This window comes from Candidatus Arsenophonus triatominarum, from assembly GCF_001640365.1.
Lineage (GTDB): Bacteria > Pseudomonadota > Gammaproteobacteria > Enterobacterales > Enterobacteriaceae > Arsenophonus > Arsenophonus triatominarum.
Window position 1 is genome coordinate 331,891 of record NZ_LWMI01000007.1, and the last position, 15,297, is coordinate 347,187.

At 37.3% G+C, this 15,297-nt stretch carries 12 protein-coding genes and 9 pseudogenes; 14 read left to right on the forward strand and 7 right to left on the reverse strand.

Annotation, left to right across the window (positions count from 1 at the left end):
* Nucleotides 1-164 precede the first annotated feature (164 nt).
* Nucleotides 165-530, forward strand: a complete 366-nt coding sequence (locus AYJ55_RS06875) for an IS630 transposase-related protein (RefSeq protein WP_063653415.1) — start codon at nt 165-167, stop codon at nt 528-530.
* Nucleotides 499-987, forward strand: a complete 489-nt coding sequence (locus AYJ55_RS06880) for an IS630 family transposase (protein WP_063653499.1) — start codon at nt 499-501, stop codon at nt 985-987. The genes AYJ55_RS06875 and AYJ55_RS06880 overlap by 32 nt, the downstream gene beginning before the upstream one ends.
* Before the next feature lie 28 nt (nt 988-1,015).
* On the opposite strand, the pseudogene AYJ55_RS06885 reads toward AYJ55_RS06880, so the two are convergent.
* A pseudogene (locus tag AYJ55_RS06885) lies at nt 1,016-1,694 on the reverse strand (IS982 family transposase); the annotation flags it as partial.
* A gap of 33 nt (nt 1,695-1,727) precedes the next feature.
* Here AYJ55_RS06885 and AYJ55_RS06890 point away from each other — a divergent pair.
* Both AYJ55_RS06890 and AYJ55_RS06895 read left to right on the forward strand, forming a co-directional pair.
* Nucleotides 1,728-2,093 (forward strand): IS630 transposase-related protein, encoded by a 366-nt coding sequence (locus AYJ55_RS06890; protein WP_063653415.1) that lies wholly within the window; start codon nt 1,728-1,730, stop codon nt 2,091-2,093.
* On the forward strand, nt 2,062-2,550 hold the full coding sequence (locus AYJ55_RS06895; protein WP_063653499.1) for an IS630 family transposase: 489 nt from the start codon (nt 2,062-2,064) through the stop codon (nt 2,548-2,550). The genes AYJ55_RS06890 and AYJ55_RS06895 overlap by 32 nt, the downstream gene beginning before the upstream one ends.
* A 22-nt stretch (nt 2,551-2,572) precedes the next feature.
* Here AYJ55_RS06895 and AYJ55_RS06900 read toward each other — a convergent pair.
* Nucleotides 2,573-2,770 (reverse strand): annotated as a pseudogene (locus AYJ55_RS06900) (IS982 family transposase); the annotation flags it as partial.
* Between the two features lie 144 nt (nt 2,771-2,914).
* On the opposite strand from AYJ55_RS06900, the pseudogene AYJ55_RS06905 reads away from it, so the two are divergent.
* Nucleotides 2,915-3,642, forward strand: a pseudogene (locus AYJ55_RS06905) (integrase core domain-containing protein); the annotation flags it as partial.
* A 96-nt stretch (nt 3,643-3,738) separates the two neighbouring features.
* Here the strand turns inward: AYJ55_RS06905 and rraB are convergent.
* Nucleotides 3,739-4,146 carry a ribonuclease E inhibitor RraB gene (gene rraB / locus AYJ55_RS06910; protein WP_032114577.1) on the reverse strand — a complete coding sequence of 136 codons (408 nt, stop codon included), beginning with the start codon at nt 4,144-4,146 and terminating at the stop codon, nt 3,739-3,741.
* A 1,029-nt stretch (nt 4,147-5,175) separates the two neighbouring features.
* On the opposite strand from rraB, the gene pyrB reads away from it, so the two are divergent.
* The 5 genes from pyrB (at nt 5,176) to nrdG (ending at nt 10,012) form a co-directional block, all read left to right on the forward strand.
* Nucleotides 5,176-6,111 carry an aspartate carbamoyltransferase gene (gene pyrB, locus AYJ55_RS06915; RefSeq protein WP_063655055.1) on the forward strand — a complete coding sequence of 312 codons (936 nt, stop codon included), beginning with the start codon at nt 5,176-5,178 and terminating at the stop codon, nt 6,109-6,111.
* Nucleotides 6,112-6,122: 11 nt separating this feature from the next.
* Complete coding sequence (gene pyrI / locus AYJ55_RS06920; RefSeq protein ID WP_063655057.1) at nt 6,123-6,587, forward strand: aspartate carbamoyltransferase regulatory subunit; 465 nt, start codon at nt 6,123-6,125, stop codon at nt 6,585-6,587.
* A gap of 98 nt (nt 6,588-6,685) precedes the next feature.
* Nucleotides 6,686-7,072 (forward strand): RidA family protein, encoded by a 387-nt coding sequence (locus AYJ55_RS06925; protein ID WP_063655059.1) that lies wholly within the window; start codon nt 6,686-6,688, stop codon nt 7,070-7,072.
* Nucleotides 7,073-7,403: 331 nt separating this feature from the next.
* The gene (gene nrdD, locus AYJ55_RS06930; protein WP_063655060.1) at nt 7,404-9,542 is read left to right on the forward strand and encodes an anaerobic ribonucleoside-triphosphate reductase; all 2,139 of its coding nucleotides are present in this window, start codon (nt 7,404-7,406) and stop codon (nt 9,540-9,542) included.
* A 5-nt stretch (nt 9,543-9,547) separates the two neighbouring features.
* A complete protein-coding gene (nrdG, locus tag AYJ55_RS06935) occupies nt 9,548-10,012 on the forward strand; it encodes an anaerobic ribonucleoside-triphosphate reductase-activating protein (RefSeq protein WP_063655063.1) in 465 nt (154 codons plus the stop codon).
* Between the two features lie 462 nt (nt 10,013-10,474).
* Here nrdG and ubiT read toward each other — a convergent pair.
* Nucleotides 10,475-11,011: pseudogene (gene ubiT / locus AYJ55_RS06945) on the reverse strand (ubiquinone anaerobic biosynthesis accessory factor UbiT).
* Nucleotides 11,012-11,460: 449 nt separating this feature from the next.
* On the opposite strand from ubiT, the pseudogene AYJ55_RS28285 reads away from it, so the two are divergent.
* The 3 pseudogenes from AYJ55_RS28285 to AYJ55_RS06960 form a co-directional block, all read left to right on the forward strand.
* Nucleotides 11,461-11,842: pseudogene (locus tag AYJ55_RS28285) on the forward strand (peptidase U32 family protein); the annotation flags it as partial.
* Between the two features lie 108 nt (nt 11,843-11,950).
* Nucleotides 11,951-12,244, forward strand: a pseudogene (locus tag AYJ55_RS06955) (transposase zinc-binding domain-containing protein); the annotation flags it as partial.
* A gap of 87 nt (nt 12,245-12,331) precedes the next feature.
* Nucleotides 12,332-12,520: pseudogene (locus tag AYJ55_RS06960) on the forward strand (helix-turn-helix domain-containing protein); the annotation flags it as partial.
* 291 nt (nt 12,521-12,811) lie between these two features.
* Here the strand turns inward: AYJ55_RS06960 and AYJ55_RS25275 are convergent.
* Nucleotides 12,812-12,967: pseudogene (locus tag AYJ55_RS25275) on the reverse strand (DUF3461 family protein); the annotation flags it as partial.
* A gap of 94 nt (nt 12,968-13,061) precedes the next feature.
* Between AYJ55_RS25275 and AYJ55_RS06965 the strand changes: the two are divergent.
* A complete protein-coding gene (locus AYJ55_RS06965; RefSeq protein WP_063654070.1) occupies nt 13,062-14,102 on the forward strand; it encodes an IS481 family transposase in 1,041 nt (346 codons plus the stop codon).
* A 57-nt stretch (nt 14,103-14,159) separates the two neighbouring features.
* On the opposite strand, the pseudogene AYJ55_RS25280 reads toward AYJ55_RS06965, so the two are convergent.
* Nucleotides 14,160-14,366 (reverse strand): annotated as a pseudogene (locus AYJ55_RS25280) (DUF3461 family protein); the annotation flags it as partial.
* Between the two features lie 99 nt (nt 14,367-14,465).
* The gene (dapD, locus tag AYJ55_RS06970; protein ID WP_063655069.1) at nt 14,466-15,290 is read right to left on the reverse strand and encodes a 2,3,4,5-tetrahydropyridine-2,6-dicarboxylate N-succinyltransferase; all 825 of its coding nucleotides are present in this window, start codon (nt 15,288-15,290) and stop codon (nt 14,466-14,468) included.
* Between the last annotated feature and the right edge of the window lie 7 nt (nt 15,291-15,297).

Below are 15,297 nucleotides of genomic sequence, written 5' to 3' on the forward strand. Positions count from 1 at the left end.
AAAAGGTAATTTTATGTATCAAACAAATAATCCTATCATAAACTTAAAGTCGGGTTACTTAACCTTGCTGAAGAGCTTCATAACGTATCAAAAGCCTGTAGATTAACCTGAGTTCGGGATAAGCATTATAGCTAGGCGACTTAATTTTGATTACAAGGTGTGTTATGAGTTATACAATTGATTTTCGACGTAAAGTAATATCTGTAAGGAAAGCCGAAGGTTTAACAATTCGAGAAACTGCGAAACAATTCCGTATTGGAAAAGCGTCTTTAGTACGTTGGCTTAAACGACCAGAGCCAAAAAATTCAACGCCACGTAAGAGGAAGCTCGATAAAAATGCTTTAGCAAAAGATGTGGAACAGTATCCAGATGCTTACCAAAAGGAACGGGCAGAGCGATTCGGTGTTTGTAAAAAGACTATTTGGCAATCCCTTAAAAAGCTGGGATTAACCTATAAAAAAAACTCTATTCCATCCAAAAACCAACGAAAGCGACAGGCTGGCACATCAGCAAAAAAGACAACAGTATGAAAAAAAAGATAAATCTGTTGTTTTTATTGATGAAAGTGGTTTTTCACATGACACTCCACGAACTCACGGCTATTCCCCAAAAGGTCACCGTTGTTTTGGCCTGAAAAACTGGGGTGCTAAGGGAAGAACAAATGTTATTGGCGCTTTATTGGGAACAACCCTTTTTGCTATCGGATTATTTGATTGCAATATTAATCGTGATGTTTTTTATGTTTGGATCACAAAAATATTGCTCCCAGAACTTCCTGAAAATTCTGTTATTTTTATGGACAACGCTAGCTTTCACAAAGGTAAGAATATTGAACAGGCAATTATAAACGCAGGACACCAGATAGAATATTTGCCTGTGTATTCACCAGATTTAAATCCTATAGAACATAAATGGTCTCAAGCTAAACGTAAAAAGATGGAAACAGGATGCACTATCGATGACCTGTTTTTAATACATATGCTGTAATCAAAATTAAGTCGCCTAGCTATATCAATTATGCTTGAAGATATGTTCCTGCCACAGGTATCTTTGTTTAGATGGAATTAAACAATATGCAACCAGCCCTGCTAATAAATTCACTACAAAGTTAGCAGGAGAGCAGTGCCACGTATGCGCTATCTGACAAAGATTTTTAACTCATCAAATACCGTTTCAATGACAGAACGATGACGCAAGATGGCTTTGTCGAAACAAGTCTGTTCAACAGGCTTCATTTTCTTCTTGATATTCGTTATAAAGTTAATTCCCATTGTTTTCAGTTGCTGTTTCAATGAAGCCGATAAATACCCTTTATCCGCATACAAACAACCAGAAAGATCTTTTATCAGCTCAGGTAATGGTTTCCGATCATCTGTGTTTCCTGGTGTAAGTCGAAAACTGAGTATTTCCCCTAAATGATTGATAATTACATGAAGTTTGAAACCAAAGAACCAACCTGTTGAGGTTTTTCCTCGTTCAGCTATCCCATCGAAGACTTTATGCCGGCGGATCCGTAAGTTATCACACACAGCTATCGGAGTAGAATAGGCAACCGACAGACCCGTGCACTTTCCCTTAATTGACTCAAACAGTGCCGTTAAAGCTAAGGTACTGCGCAGAAGTAACTCTACGCAGCGTGAATATGATGGCAAGTTAGGAAATTCCTTCCTGAGATATAAACGGACATGATATAGCTAGGCGACTTAATTTTGATTACAAGGTGTGTTATGAGTTATACAATTGATTTTCGACGTAAAGTAATATCTGTAAGGAAAGCCGAAGGTTTAACAATTCGAGAAACTGCGAAACAATTCCGTATTGGAAAAGCGTCTTTAGTACGTTGGCTTAAACGACCAGAGCCAAAAAATTCAACGCCACGTAAGAGGAAGCTCGATAAAAATGCTTTAGCAAAAGATGTGGAACAGTATCCAGATGCTTACCAAAAGGAACGGGCAGAGCGATTCGGTGTTTGTAAAAAGACTATTTGGCAATCCCTTAAAAAGCTGGGATTAACCTATAAAAAAAACTCTATTCCATCCAAAAACCAACGAAAGCGACAGGCTGGCACATCAGCAAAAAAGACAACAGTATGAAAAAAAAGATAAATCTGTTGTTTTTATTGATGAAAGTGGTTTTTCACATGACACTCCACGAACTCACGGCTATTCCCCAAAAGGTCACCGTTGTTTTGGCCTGAAAAACTGGGGTGCTAAGGGAAGAACAAATGTTATTGGCGCTTTATTGGGAACAACCCTTTTTGCTATCGGATTATTTGATTGCAATATTAACCGTGATGTTTTTTATGTTTGGATCACAAAAATATTGCTCCCAGAACTTCCTGAAAATTCTGTTATTTTTATGGACAACGCTAGCTTTCACAAAGGTAAGAATATTGAACAGGCAATTATAAACGCAGGACACCAGATAGAATATTTGCCTGTGTATTCACCAGATTTAAATCCTATAGAACATAAATGGTCTCAAGCTAAACGTAAAAAGATGGAAACAGGATGCACTATCGATGACCTGTTTTTAATACATATGCTGTAATCAAAATTAAGTCGCCTAGCTATAGAAGATAAAATACCTTGAATTGGCTGAATCGGAGTTGATGAAACAAAACAACCAGTGTCATCATTTCAGCCAATGAAAGCTGAGTAGACCGTCTACGAAGCTTACTACCGTTATTCAGCAAAATTTCATGCATTTTTGGTTCGAAGTCTTTACAAAAATCATCCATCAGGCAATAAAGTTCAGTAAGATTTTCCATCATTGTTTAACAATGCTCTACTCTTTAACCAGATTGTTAGAGTATTTTAACGAAATATGCGCATTCAACTATTTGAATAGCAAGACTTTCACTTTATTTCTTATCCCGAACTCAGGTTAGAGTAGATGAACAGATTGAAAGCGCAGTGGTGTTCGTTCTATTTGGCTACGTCATCATCTTGAAAATTTAAAAAAACGTCTAAAGGCGCTAGAAGATGAAATAGCGACAGAAGGGATTATCCTGTCAGAATCACAAATCAGCGCACTCGAAAAAAAAAGCACAGGATGATGAGGCCAATGGTGAAATTGAAAGCACATCCGGGTTATTTGGGGTCACAGGACACTTTTTATGTCGGTCATTTAAAAGGCGTTGGTCGTGTTTATCAACAAACTTACATTGATACTTACAGTAAAGTCGTTCATTGTAAGCTTTACACAACGAAAAGCGGGGTAACGGCGGCAGATTTATTAAATGACAAGGTTCTGCCTTTTTACACCCAGCATGGATTACCGATTTTACGTATACTGACGGACAGAGGCAGTGAGTATTGTGGTAAAGTTGAGCATCACGATTATCAACTTTATCTCACTATCAACGATATTGATCATGCAAAAACTAAAGCTCGTTCACCTCAAACCAATGGGATTTGTGAACGCTTTTATAAAACTGTATTACAAGAGTTCTATCAGGTGGCTTTTCGTAAGAAAATCTTCGGTAATTTAGCCGAATTACAAGCTGATTTAGACAAATGGTTAGACGAATACAATAACCAACGCACTCATCAAGGAAAAATGTGTTGCGGTCGAACTCCTATGGCAACTTTATACGAGGGAAAACAATTTTGGAGAGAAAAAGATTTAAATCAAATTTAACCTGACAGGTACTGTATAAATAACCGGTAACTGTCAGATCAAGTCTGAGCTACTACAATTTATAATCCCTGTACTTTCTATTCTAACAATTTGATTCTAGTGTAATGCCTTCGGTTCAACGTCCTTTTCTTCCGCATCATCATAATTAGGATCTTCAAAGAAAGTACCCCAACCATCGTAGTTAATGCCAATTTTCTCAGTTAACATCATCAATTGTACGACTTGTTTATCAATTAATTCTGCATCAAGCGCGCTATCTCGATAGACATCACAACACATCAGTACTGTACCATCTTCAATTTCTAGCTCTTCAGCATCATGCACTTCATAACCCAATTTAAATGCCACTATTGCCGCTTTTTCCAATAACTTAAAGTCTTTGGCCGAAAAGTGATGTTCTATTTCATACAAAGCATTCGGATCACTACCATCTTCCAATAATTCTTCGATGATTGAATGCGTTTCTGCTCGCTGCTCTGCAACTGCTTTTTGCTCCAGTAACAAATTTTCTGTGGAAATTTGCTGTTCTGATAATGCTTTTTTAAACGACGTCAACTCTTCAGCTGAAAGGTACTGCTCTATTTCATAAAACACATTAGGATCACTGCTATCCGTCGCTACATTTTCAACATCCAAACGGGTATCTGCGTGCTGCTCTCCTAGTACTTTTTTATTAACCATGTCGCGCTCCCTCTGTATTAATATGACAGTAACTTTTGCATTCTCCCATAGCCAACGAAGGAGAGCTACTATTACAACAAAGAAATTTATATTCAGATTGATTTGGATTTTTTATGATCATGATTTGAATATAAGTTCAATATAAAAAAATAAGTAAAATTACCGAGTTCTGTTTAATAAAAAGCAACTCGGGTATGATTATTTGAGTGAATATCAACAAAAACAATTAATTAAAAATTGATTTTCGATTGGTAGATAACGAAAAATAGACCATCCATCTAATTATTGGTAACTAAGAATTTTAGGTTTAATGTTGCCAAAATATTCCTCAGTAGGTTCAGCAACAATTATTTTGTTACCGTGCAAAAAATTTTTCTGAATTTAATGCATTATATTTTTAAACATTTTTTTCAATTTTCTTTCTGTACACGAGTTTCGCACCAATAAAAAAACGCTCTATTTTTAAGTTTAATTCAGCATAATATATAAATAGACAAAATCTTATAAATTAAAAGCAATTTATTGTAATTTAAACAAATTTATACGTTTTAGTAACTTGCAAATTAACCATTGCTTTTAAGCCATTTCTGGAATTTTATATGCCTGTGCGAAACTCGTGTCTGTAATCACTTGCTATACTGACAGAGCGACGTATAATGTGCCAAATTTTTTGCGGGGGAAAAAATGCATAACCAATGCTTAAAAGAATCAATATATGCATTGCTGCCATTGGGCTATTTAGTTATTGCATTTCCTCCTCAATTAACCCTATTTATTCAAGCCCCTCAATGAGGGGCTTTTTTTTGGCATAACAATACTTAAATATGGCACAAAGAAAGGAGGAACAACACGATGGTTAATCCGTTGTATCTTCGAGACATAATCTCGATTAATGATTTAAAGCGTGAAGATCTACTCATTGTACTTGAAGTTGCTACATCACTAAAACAACATCCCCAACCTAATCTGCTAAAACATAAAGTGATTGCCAGTTGTTTCTTTGAAGCTTCCACCCGTACGCGCCTTTCTTTCGAAACAGCCATTCACCGCTTAGGTGCTTCGGTGGTGGGTTTTTCCGATAGCAATAATACTTCGTTAGGTAAAAAAGGCGAAACCTTGGCAGACACGATATCGGTTATTAGCCAATATGTTGATGCCATTGTTATCCGTCATCCACAAGAGGGCGCATCACGTTTAGCGGCTCAATTTTCAGGAAAAATTCCGGTGATAAATGCCGGTGATGGTGCCAACCAACATCCTACCCAGACATTACTCGATCTATTCACCATTCAAGAGAGCCAAGGCAGCTTAAATAATTTGCATATTGCGATGGTTGGTGACCTAAAATATGGCCGAACCGTTCATTCATTAACCCAAGCATTATCGAAGTTTGATAATAATCATCTCTATTTTATTGCACCTGAAGCTTTATCGATGCCAGCTCATATCCTTCATCTGCTAGAAGAAAAAGGGGTAACTTATAGCTTACATGACAACATAGAGGCGGTCGTGCCAAAACTGGACATTATCTATGTAACTCGAGTGCAAAAAGAGCGTTTAGATCCTTCTGAATATGCCAATGTTAAAGCCCAATTCATTTTAAACAGCCATGAATTAGCCGTCGCTAAACCTGGTATGAAAGTTTTACATCCTCTACCACGTATGGACGAAATTACTACTGATGTTGATAAAACATCCCATGCTTACTATTTTCAGCAAGCCGGTAATGGTATTTATGCACGACAAGCACTTCTAGCACTGATCTTAAATAAAACCATTAATTTCTGAGGCATTCAATTATGGCAAATAACCACAAATTACAAGTAGAAGCAATTAGCTGTGGCACCGTTATCGACCATATTCCTGCCCAAATGGGTTTTAAATTACTTTCGTTGTTTAAATTAACGCTAACTGATCAGCGTATTACTATAGGTTTAAATCTACCTTCTAATCACTTAGGTAAAAAAGATCTGATTAAAATTGAAAATACCTTTCTCACCCCTGAACAAGCAAACGAACTGGCAATGTATGCTCCCCATGCCACCGTTAACTGTATTAAAGACTATAAAGTGGAAAAAAAGCTATCAATTAGCTTACCTGAGCAAATTGATGCAGTTTTAATCTGTCCTAACAGTAACTGCATTAGCAATAATGAACCGGTCAGTAGCAGTTTTACCATTAAACAGCGACATAATGATGTCATTCTGACATGCAAATATTGTGAAAAAACCTTTGATAGACATGCGGTAATTAATAATATGTAATGCAGTATTATATAACCCTCTCATTCATGTCGACCACTAGAATAGTGGTGGTAGTAAATTTATAATTAACTTTTAGACTACAAGGTAAATAACAACTTATGTCATACGAAATTAAAACTGAAAATGCACCAGCAGCTATCGGCCCTTATGTGCAAGGTGTTGATCTTGGCAACATGATTATTACATCCGGCCAAATTCCGATTGATCCGAAAACCGGTGAAATAGCTGAAGACATAATTGCCCAAACAACACAGTCACTGAAAAATATTCAGGCTATCGTAGAAAAAGCGGGGCTCAGTGTGGCTAATATTGTTAAAACTACTGTTTTTGTTAAAGATATGAATGATTTCGCGAGCGTAAATGCCACTTATGAAGCGTTTTTTAACCAACATAATGCTCCTTATCCTGCTCGTTCTTGCGTCGAAGTTGCTCGCTTACCAAAAGATGTTGGCATTGAAATTGAAGCGATAGCTATTCGTCAATAAAAACCACTAACTTTGATATTATGCCTAATCAAACTTAGCCAGCGCTTATGATTTACCAAATCTTTATAGAAACTTTTTCTGTAAAGATTTTTAAATAATTAGCAACTTAAACCTCTCTGTTGTTATTAACATTTAGCTAAAAAGCAAACAACATCAAACTTCTTTGTTTTAGATCAATAAAAGCCCTGCTAAATAACAACCAGATACTATATATTGTGCTTTAATATACATAAAAGCACTAGATATAGAATTTATAGACAAGTTATCCACAAATTAATGCCTACATGATTAACTGTGATTAAGTTGTGGATAACAATTGGAGGAGCCTATTGTGAAAACAGTAGTTATTAAACGCGATGGTTGTCAGGTCGTTTTTGATAAAAATCGGATCAAAGAAGCCGTCATGCGTGCAGCCGCTGCCACTGGGATTTGCGATGATCAATATTGTGCAGTTGTCGCCTCAGTCGTCGAACAACAATTAGGCAACCGCCAAACCGTTGATATTCATGAAATTCAAGATGCAGTTGAAAATCAATTGATGGCGGGTCTTTATAAAGATCTGGCCAGAAATTACATTGAATATCGCCATGAACGTGACATTGCCAGAGAACAACGTAGCCGTCTTACTCACGAAATTCGCGGCTTAATTGAGCAAAGTAATGTTTCGTTACTTAATGAGAATGCGAATAAAGACAGTAAGGTTATTCCAACTCAACGCGATTTATTAGCAGGTATTGTTGCTAAACATTATGCTAAACAACATATTTTACCGCGTGATGTCGTTATGGCACATGAACGTGGTGAAATTCACTATCATGATCTGGATTACTCACCATTTTTTCCGATGTTTAACTGTATGCTGATCGATTTGCAAGGCATGTTAACCAAAGGTTTTAAAATGGGCAATGCTGAAATTGAGCCACCAAAATCAATTTCAACCGCCACCGCCGTCACAGCACAAATTATAGCCCAAGTGGCCAGCCATATTTATGGTGGTACAACCATTAATCGTATCGATGAAGTGCTGGCTCCATTTGTTCAGGCGAGCTATAAAAAACACTTAAAAATTGCCAAAGAATGGCAAATTGCCGACCAATTTGCCTACGCTGAGAGCAGGACAGAAAAAGAGTGTTATGACGCTTTTCAATCACTAGAATATGAAGTTAATACACTGCACACCGCAAATGGCCAAACACCTTTTGTTACCTTTGGGTTTGGCTTAGGAACCTCAAAAGAGTCACGATTAATCCAAAAATCTATCTTACAAAATCGTTTAGCTGGATTAGGTAAAAATCGTAAAACCGCGGTATTTCCAAAATTAGTTTTTGCTATCCGTAAGGGGATCAATCACCAATATGGCGATCCCAACTACGACATTAAACAGCTTGCACTTGAATGTGCCAGTAAACGGATGTATCCAGATATTCTTAACTACGAGCAGGTGGTAAACGTCACCGGCTCTTTCAAAACACCGATGGGTTGCCGCAGTTTCTTGGGCGTTTATGAAGAGCAAGGTCAAGCTATTCATGAAGGACGTAATAATCTCGGTGTAATCAGTATTAACTTGCCCCGGATAGCAATTGAGGCCAAAGGTGACGAACAACGATTTTACCAAATATTGGATAACAGATTGGCAATTACCAAAAAAGCACTGATGACGCGTATCGCCAGACTGGAAAATGTCAAAGCGCGTGTCGCCCCAATTCTTTATATGGAAGGTGCTTGTGGCGTTCGTTTACAAGCAGAAGACAATATTGCTGAAATATTTAAACGTGGTCGTGCATCGATCTCTTTAGGTTATATCGGCCTGCATGAAACAATCAATGCTCTTTATGGTACGCAACAACATGTTTTTGATGATGAAACTTTGCGACAAAAATCCTATCAGATCATTAAGCAGCTACGTGCAGCGACAGATTACTGGAAAGCTGAAACCGGCTATGGATTTAGCTTATATAGTACCCCCAGTGAGAATTTATGTGATCGATTTTGTCGCTTAGATGTGGCTGAATTCGGTTTAATCGAGGGGGTTACTGATAAAGGATATTATACCAATAGTTTTCATCTGGATGTCGAAAAACAGGTCAATCCCTACGATAAAATTGACTTTGAAGCCCCTTACCCTGCTTTAGCCAGTGGCGGCTTTATCTGCTACGGTGAATATCCAAACTTACAGCATAACTTAAAAGCATTAGAAGATGTCTGGGATTACAGTTACCACCATATCCCCTATTATGGCACGAATACCCCAATTGATGAGTGTTATGAATGTGGTTTTGCGGGTGAATTTGCCTGTACCAGTAAAGGATTCGTCTGCCCATCTTGCGACAATCATGATCCAACCCGCGTTTCGGTTATTCGCCGCGTTTGTGGTTATCTTGGCAGTCCCGATGCTAGACCATTCAATAGAGGTAAACAAGAAGAAGTCAAACGACGCGTTAAACATTTGAAAAATGGTCAACTTGGATAACAATTATGAATTATCATCGATATTACCCGGTTGATGTGGTTAATGGCCCAGGAACACGTTGTACGTTATTTGTCGCTGGCTGTCTCCATCAATGTAAAGGTTGTTACAACAAAAGCACCTGGAAAATTGATTCGGGTAAACCGTTTACCCAAGCAATAGAAAATCAAATCATCACTGATTTGCAAGACCAAAGGATAGTTCGTCAGGGACTTTCCCTCTCTGGCGGCGATCCATTACATCCACAAAATGTAGAGACGATTTTACAACTGGTTAAACGCATCAAACTCGAATGCCCAGATAAAGATATTTGGCTATGGAGCGGTTATACCCTTGACCAATTAACTGATAATCAACGAGCCGTCGTTAACTATCTTGATGTATTAGTTGATGGTAAATTCATTCAAGCGCGCTATGACCCCAATCTATTATGGCGAGGTAGTCATAATCAAGTGATCCATAGACTGAATTAACTATCACGATGCCAGAACAGTTTAGTGCCAAAACCTAACTTATTATTGACCATTTTGATCTGTTGTAAAGATAATTGCCAAATAGGGACACTGGCTGCCATAGCGACTGGAAATCGCCGATTATAGTCTGCCTGGTTTGCTTTTCTTGCTTGCCGGTTAGGAGATCGACTTTACCGATTAATTGTATTCTTTGTATGTTGGCCACTGATTTGCTTTGACAGCAAATAGTTCCAGCTACAATCGGGTTTTTAAGCATCAATTGTCCATGACGAGTACTGGTTTTGGATAGAAAATATAACGACATAGTTTGGGCTTTAAAGGTATACACGAGTTTCGCACAGGCATATAAAATTCCAGAAATGGCTTAAAAGCAATGGTTAATTTGCAAGTTACTAAAACGTATAAATTTTTTTAAATTACAATAAGTTGCTTTTAATTTATAAGATTTTGTCTATTTATATATTATGCTGAATTAAACTTAAAAATAGAGCGTTTTTTTATTGGTGCGAAACTCGTGTCATTTTGTACTAGTTTAATCAAATCGGCTAATTGCAATAAACCAAAACGTAAAATTGTAGGCATGGTCTCTAACTCAAATGCATCTAACAGGTTTTTACATACAAACCAAGCTCTGTATCACCTTCGATATGCAATCGACGTTGGAAAAATAAGGTATCAGGATCTTCTTTATGCGCGGCAATTAAAATTAAGTCATTCGCCTCACTACAAAAACTGACATCTGCTTGTTGATCTTTACTAACTATGATTTTACCTGCCTGCAGGCTAATATACCAAACAAGTTGTACATCTTGCACCTCAACTTTTAGCCATTTATTCTGCAAAAAAATCCAGTTCGCCATCGTTTAATGCCTGCTGAAATTGCCAACTTAGTAATTGCTCCAGAATTTGACGCTCTAATATAAAAGGCGTAGCTTTTAATGGTAAATGCACCAATTTAGGCCCTTGTTGGATAATCTGCTGGCGAATTTTTTTTAACACGTTCCAAATTCCTCTTGCACTTTTATGATATATTTTCTAAGCATTAATGATAATCATCCATTCTGCCAAATTATTAATTAATATCCTTGAATCCACATCAAAATTTAACCAACAATCGATTAATTCCGTTCAATTTTATGCTCCATCTAGCAAAATCAATTCACAAAAGAAAGTAATCTGGTTTAAGTCAAAACAACTATATTACACCTTGACTACAATCGATAGACATCTAACTATACCACAAGTTTCGCCCCAATAAAAAAACGCTCTATTTTTAAGTTTAATTCAGCATAATATATAATAGACAAAATCTTATAAATTAAAAGCAACTTATTGTAATTTAAACAAATTTATACGTTTTAGTAACTTGCAAATTAACCATTGCTTTTAAGCCATTTCTGGAATTTTATATGCCTGTGCGAAACTCGTGTATACGCTAGGATCATCGAATGGAATTATTATGTCCGGCAAGGTAACCTACCTGCCTTAAAAGTAGCTGTCGATAATGGCGCCGATGCGGTCTATATTGGTTTTAAAGATGACACTAATGCACGTCATTTTGCTGGTTTAAATTTTAGCGAAAAAATTGGTTGAAGCCGTCAAATACGCTCATGTTCATGATTGCAAATTACATGTTGCTATCAATACCTTTGCTCACCCTAATGGTTTTAATCGCTGGCTATCTTAGAATATGCGACCAATAAATATCCCCATATTGAACGTCATGTCTCCGTTCAAGCTTCAGTGACAAATATTGCAGCGATTCAATTTTATCACCGTAATTTCGCTGTCCAACGAATAGTGCTTCCTCGTGTTCTATCATTACATGAACGTAGCCCGCTCCGCGTGAGCGGCGCAGCTACGCTGCTTCGGGGATGTTAATGAGCTGAGTACTGTTTTATACTCTGCGAAAAGATCCCCATAGGGTGATTTACTCAGATGTATATCCCACGTCCTGCTAAACTGCTTTTCACCATCGATGATGGCTGGAATAAATTCCTCGAAAAACACGGTGACGGCGTCAGTTCATGGACCCGTCTATCTGTCGAGCGTATGCTTACCTGCGGCACTTGTTCCATGGGTGTCCGACGCTATTGTTGCGCTTCGCCTGATTGTTCTCACAGCCGTTTTTTCTGCCAGAGCTGTAATTCAAAAGCCTGCAGCTCATGCGGTTTCAAAGCCACAGAGCAGTGGTTAGCACAGCAGGTTCATATTTTTCCCGACTGCGACTGGTGTTAGCAACGGTGCAAAAATGATCCACCCCAGCGGTTGAAATCTGATCCAGGGTTTAATCTGCTCTCCTAAAAATTAGGAGAGCCTATGATCATTTTTGAGACGATTATGGAAATTAAAATTTTACATAAACAGGGTATGAGTAATCGAAAGATTGCAATGAAATTGGGGATTTCTCTAAATACGGTAAAACGTTATCTTAAGGCTAAAAGTGAACCACCAAAATATTCGCCTAGACCTCCTGTTACCTCATTTTTAGATAAATACACGAGTTTCGCACCAATAAAAAACGCTCTATTTTTAAGTTTAATTCAGCATAATATATAAATAGACAAAATCTTATAAATTAAAAGCAACTTATTGTAATTTAAACAATTTTATACGTTTTAGTAACTTGCAAATTAACCATTGCTTTTAAGCCATTTCTGGAATTTTATATGCCTGTGCGAAACTCGTGATAATGTTAAACGGTTATGCGAGTTTATCTGCTTAAAATACAAATTTGGCCTAACGGCCAGTTAGTATTAGCATAAATAAGCAGCAGTGAGTTATTCAGGAGAGTTTTTTTTAATCTGATTTAATTTCCGTAATTTCGCTTATTACGACAGATTCTAAATGGCACAAATCATTTAATATTTTACTTTTTAAATCATGGTTGGTTTGGTTATGTTGACAAATTTGATTTAATTCTTCGATCACATCCCGTAGGTGGAGATTAATTTGTATTAGTCTTAACTTAATCCGACAATTCTGATTTAAAAAAGAGCGTTACCGGTTTTAATTAACATCATTAGATAATTAAATAAAAGGTAATTCTATGTATCAAACAAATAATCCTATCATCAAACATAAAGTCGGGTTACTTAACCTCGCTGAAGAGCTTAATAACGTCTCAAAAGCCTGTAAGATTATGGGGGTATCCCGAGATACGTTTTATCGCTACCAGGAACTTGTTAACGATGGTGGGATAGACGCTTTAATTAATCAAAATCGACGGGTGCCTAACGTAAAAAATAGAGTAGATGAACAGATTGAAAGCGCTGTAGTCGAGTATGCGATTGAATACCCTGCACACGGTCAACACCGCAGTAGTAATGAACTAAGAAAAAAAGGCATTTTTGTTTCGGGGAGTGGCGTTCGCTCTATTTGGCTGCGCCATAATCTCGAAAATTTTACAAAACGCCTAAAAGCGCTTGAAGATAAAATCGCAACAGAAGGAATTATCCTGTCAGAATCACAAATCAGTGCTCTAGAAAAGAAAGCGCAAGATGATGAAGCCTGTGGTGAGATTGAAACAGCGCATCCAGGTTATCTGGGTTCACAAGATACTTTTTATGTTGGTCATTTAAAAGGCGTTGGTCGTGTTTATCAACAAACTTACATTGATACTTACAGTAAAGTCGTTCATTGTAAGCTTTACACAACAAAAAGCGCGATAACGGCGGCAGATTTATTAAATGACAAGGTTCTCCCTTTTTATTCCCAGCATGGGTTACCGGTGTTACGTATACTGACGGACAGAGGCAGTGAGTATTGTGGTAAAGTTGAACATCACGATTATCAACTTTATCTCGCTATCAATGATATTGATCATACAAAAACTAAAGCTCGTTCACCTCAAACTAATGGGATTTGTGAACGCTTTCATAAAACTGTATTACAAGAGTTCTATCAGGTGGCTTTTCGTAAGAAAATCTATAGGGCTTTAAATGAATTACAAGCTGATTTAGATAAATGGTTAGCGGAATATAATAACCAACGCACTCATCAAGGAAAAATGTGTTGCGGTCGAACTCCTATGGCAACTTTACACGATGGAAAACAACTTTGGAGAGAGAAAGATTTAAATCAAATTTAACCTGACAGGTACTGTATAAATAACCGGTAACTGTCAGATTAAGTCTGAGCTACTACAATTAATTTCATTGATCTCTTTGAGGTTGTTATCTAGGTTAACCAGCTTTCGTTGCAGCGGATATTCGAATTTTACACTTTTAGCATAGTGTTCATCTTTATCTTTGCGAAAATAAATCTTTAGAATGTCATGATTTGCTTCTTGGCGAAGGGTGTAGTGATCGATATCTTCAGGTTGAGTGATCCCTAAGCTTTTTAAGTTATCATATTAATACCTTACGGAATTAAGGTTATCTAACAATTGTTACAGATTAGCATAATAATAAGACTAAGCGGATATTCAATTGATTATCCGCTATGATAAATTTTAGTCTATTGTTCTTAGTAACTTATTAATGCCAACTTTCTTTCTAGTCTTCTCATCGACTTTTTTGACAATAACCGCGCAATATAGGCTGTAGTTGCCATTTTGGGCCGGTAAATTACCCGCGACGACGACAGAGCCGGCTGGAATTCGGCCATAGAGAATTTCACCGCTTTCTCTATCATAAATTTTGGTGCTTTGGCCAATATAGACGCCCATTGAGATAACCGAGCCTTCTTCAACAATAACCCCTTCAACAATTTCAGAGCGAGCACCAATAAAACAGTTATCTTCGATAATAGTTGGATTAGCTTGTAAGGGTTCTAGCACACCACCAATGCCAACACCACCGGATAAGTGAACATTTTTACCAATTTGCGCACAAGAGCCAACTGTTGCCCAGGTATCTATCATAGATCCTTCGTCAATATAGGCACCAATATTAACATAAGATGGCATTAAAACGGTATTTCGGGCGATAAACGCACCTTTTCGAGCCGTTGCTGGTGGAACAACTCTAAATCCTTCTTGTTGAAAACGAGCATGATCATACTCAGCAAATTTCATGGCTACTTTGTCAAAATAGCGGCTTTCTGCACCTTCGATTAATCGATTATCATTGATACGAAAAGAGAGTAGCACGGCTTTTTTAAGCCATTGGTGTGTTGTCCATTGTCCATCTATCTTTTCAGCGACTCTTAACTGGCCTTTGTCAAGTTGAGTGATCACCTGATTGATTGCATCACTTAGTTGAACATTGGTCGTCGCGGGTGTGATTTCTGCGCGATGTTCAAAAGCATTTTCAATAATGGTTTTAAGTTGCTCCATAAAATTC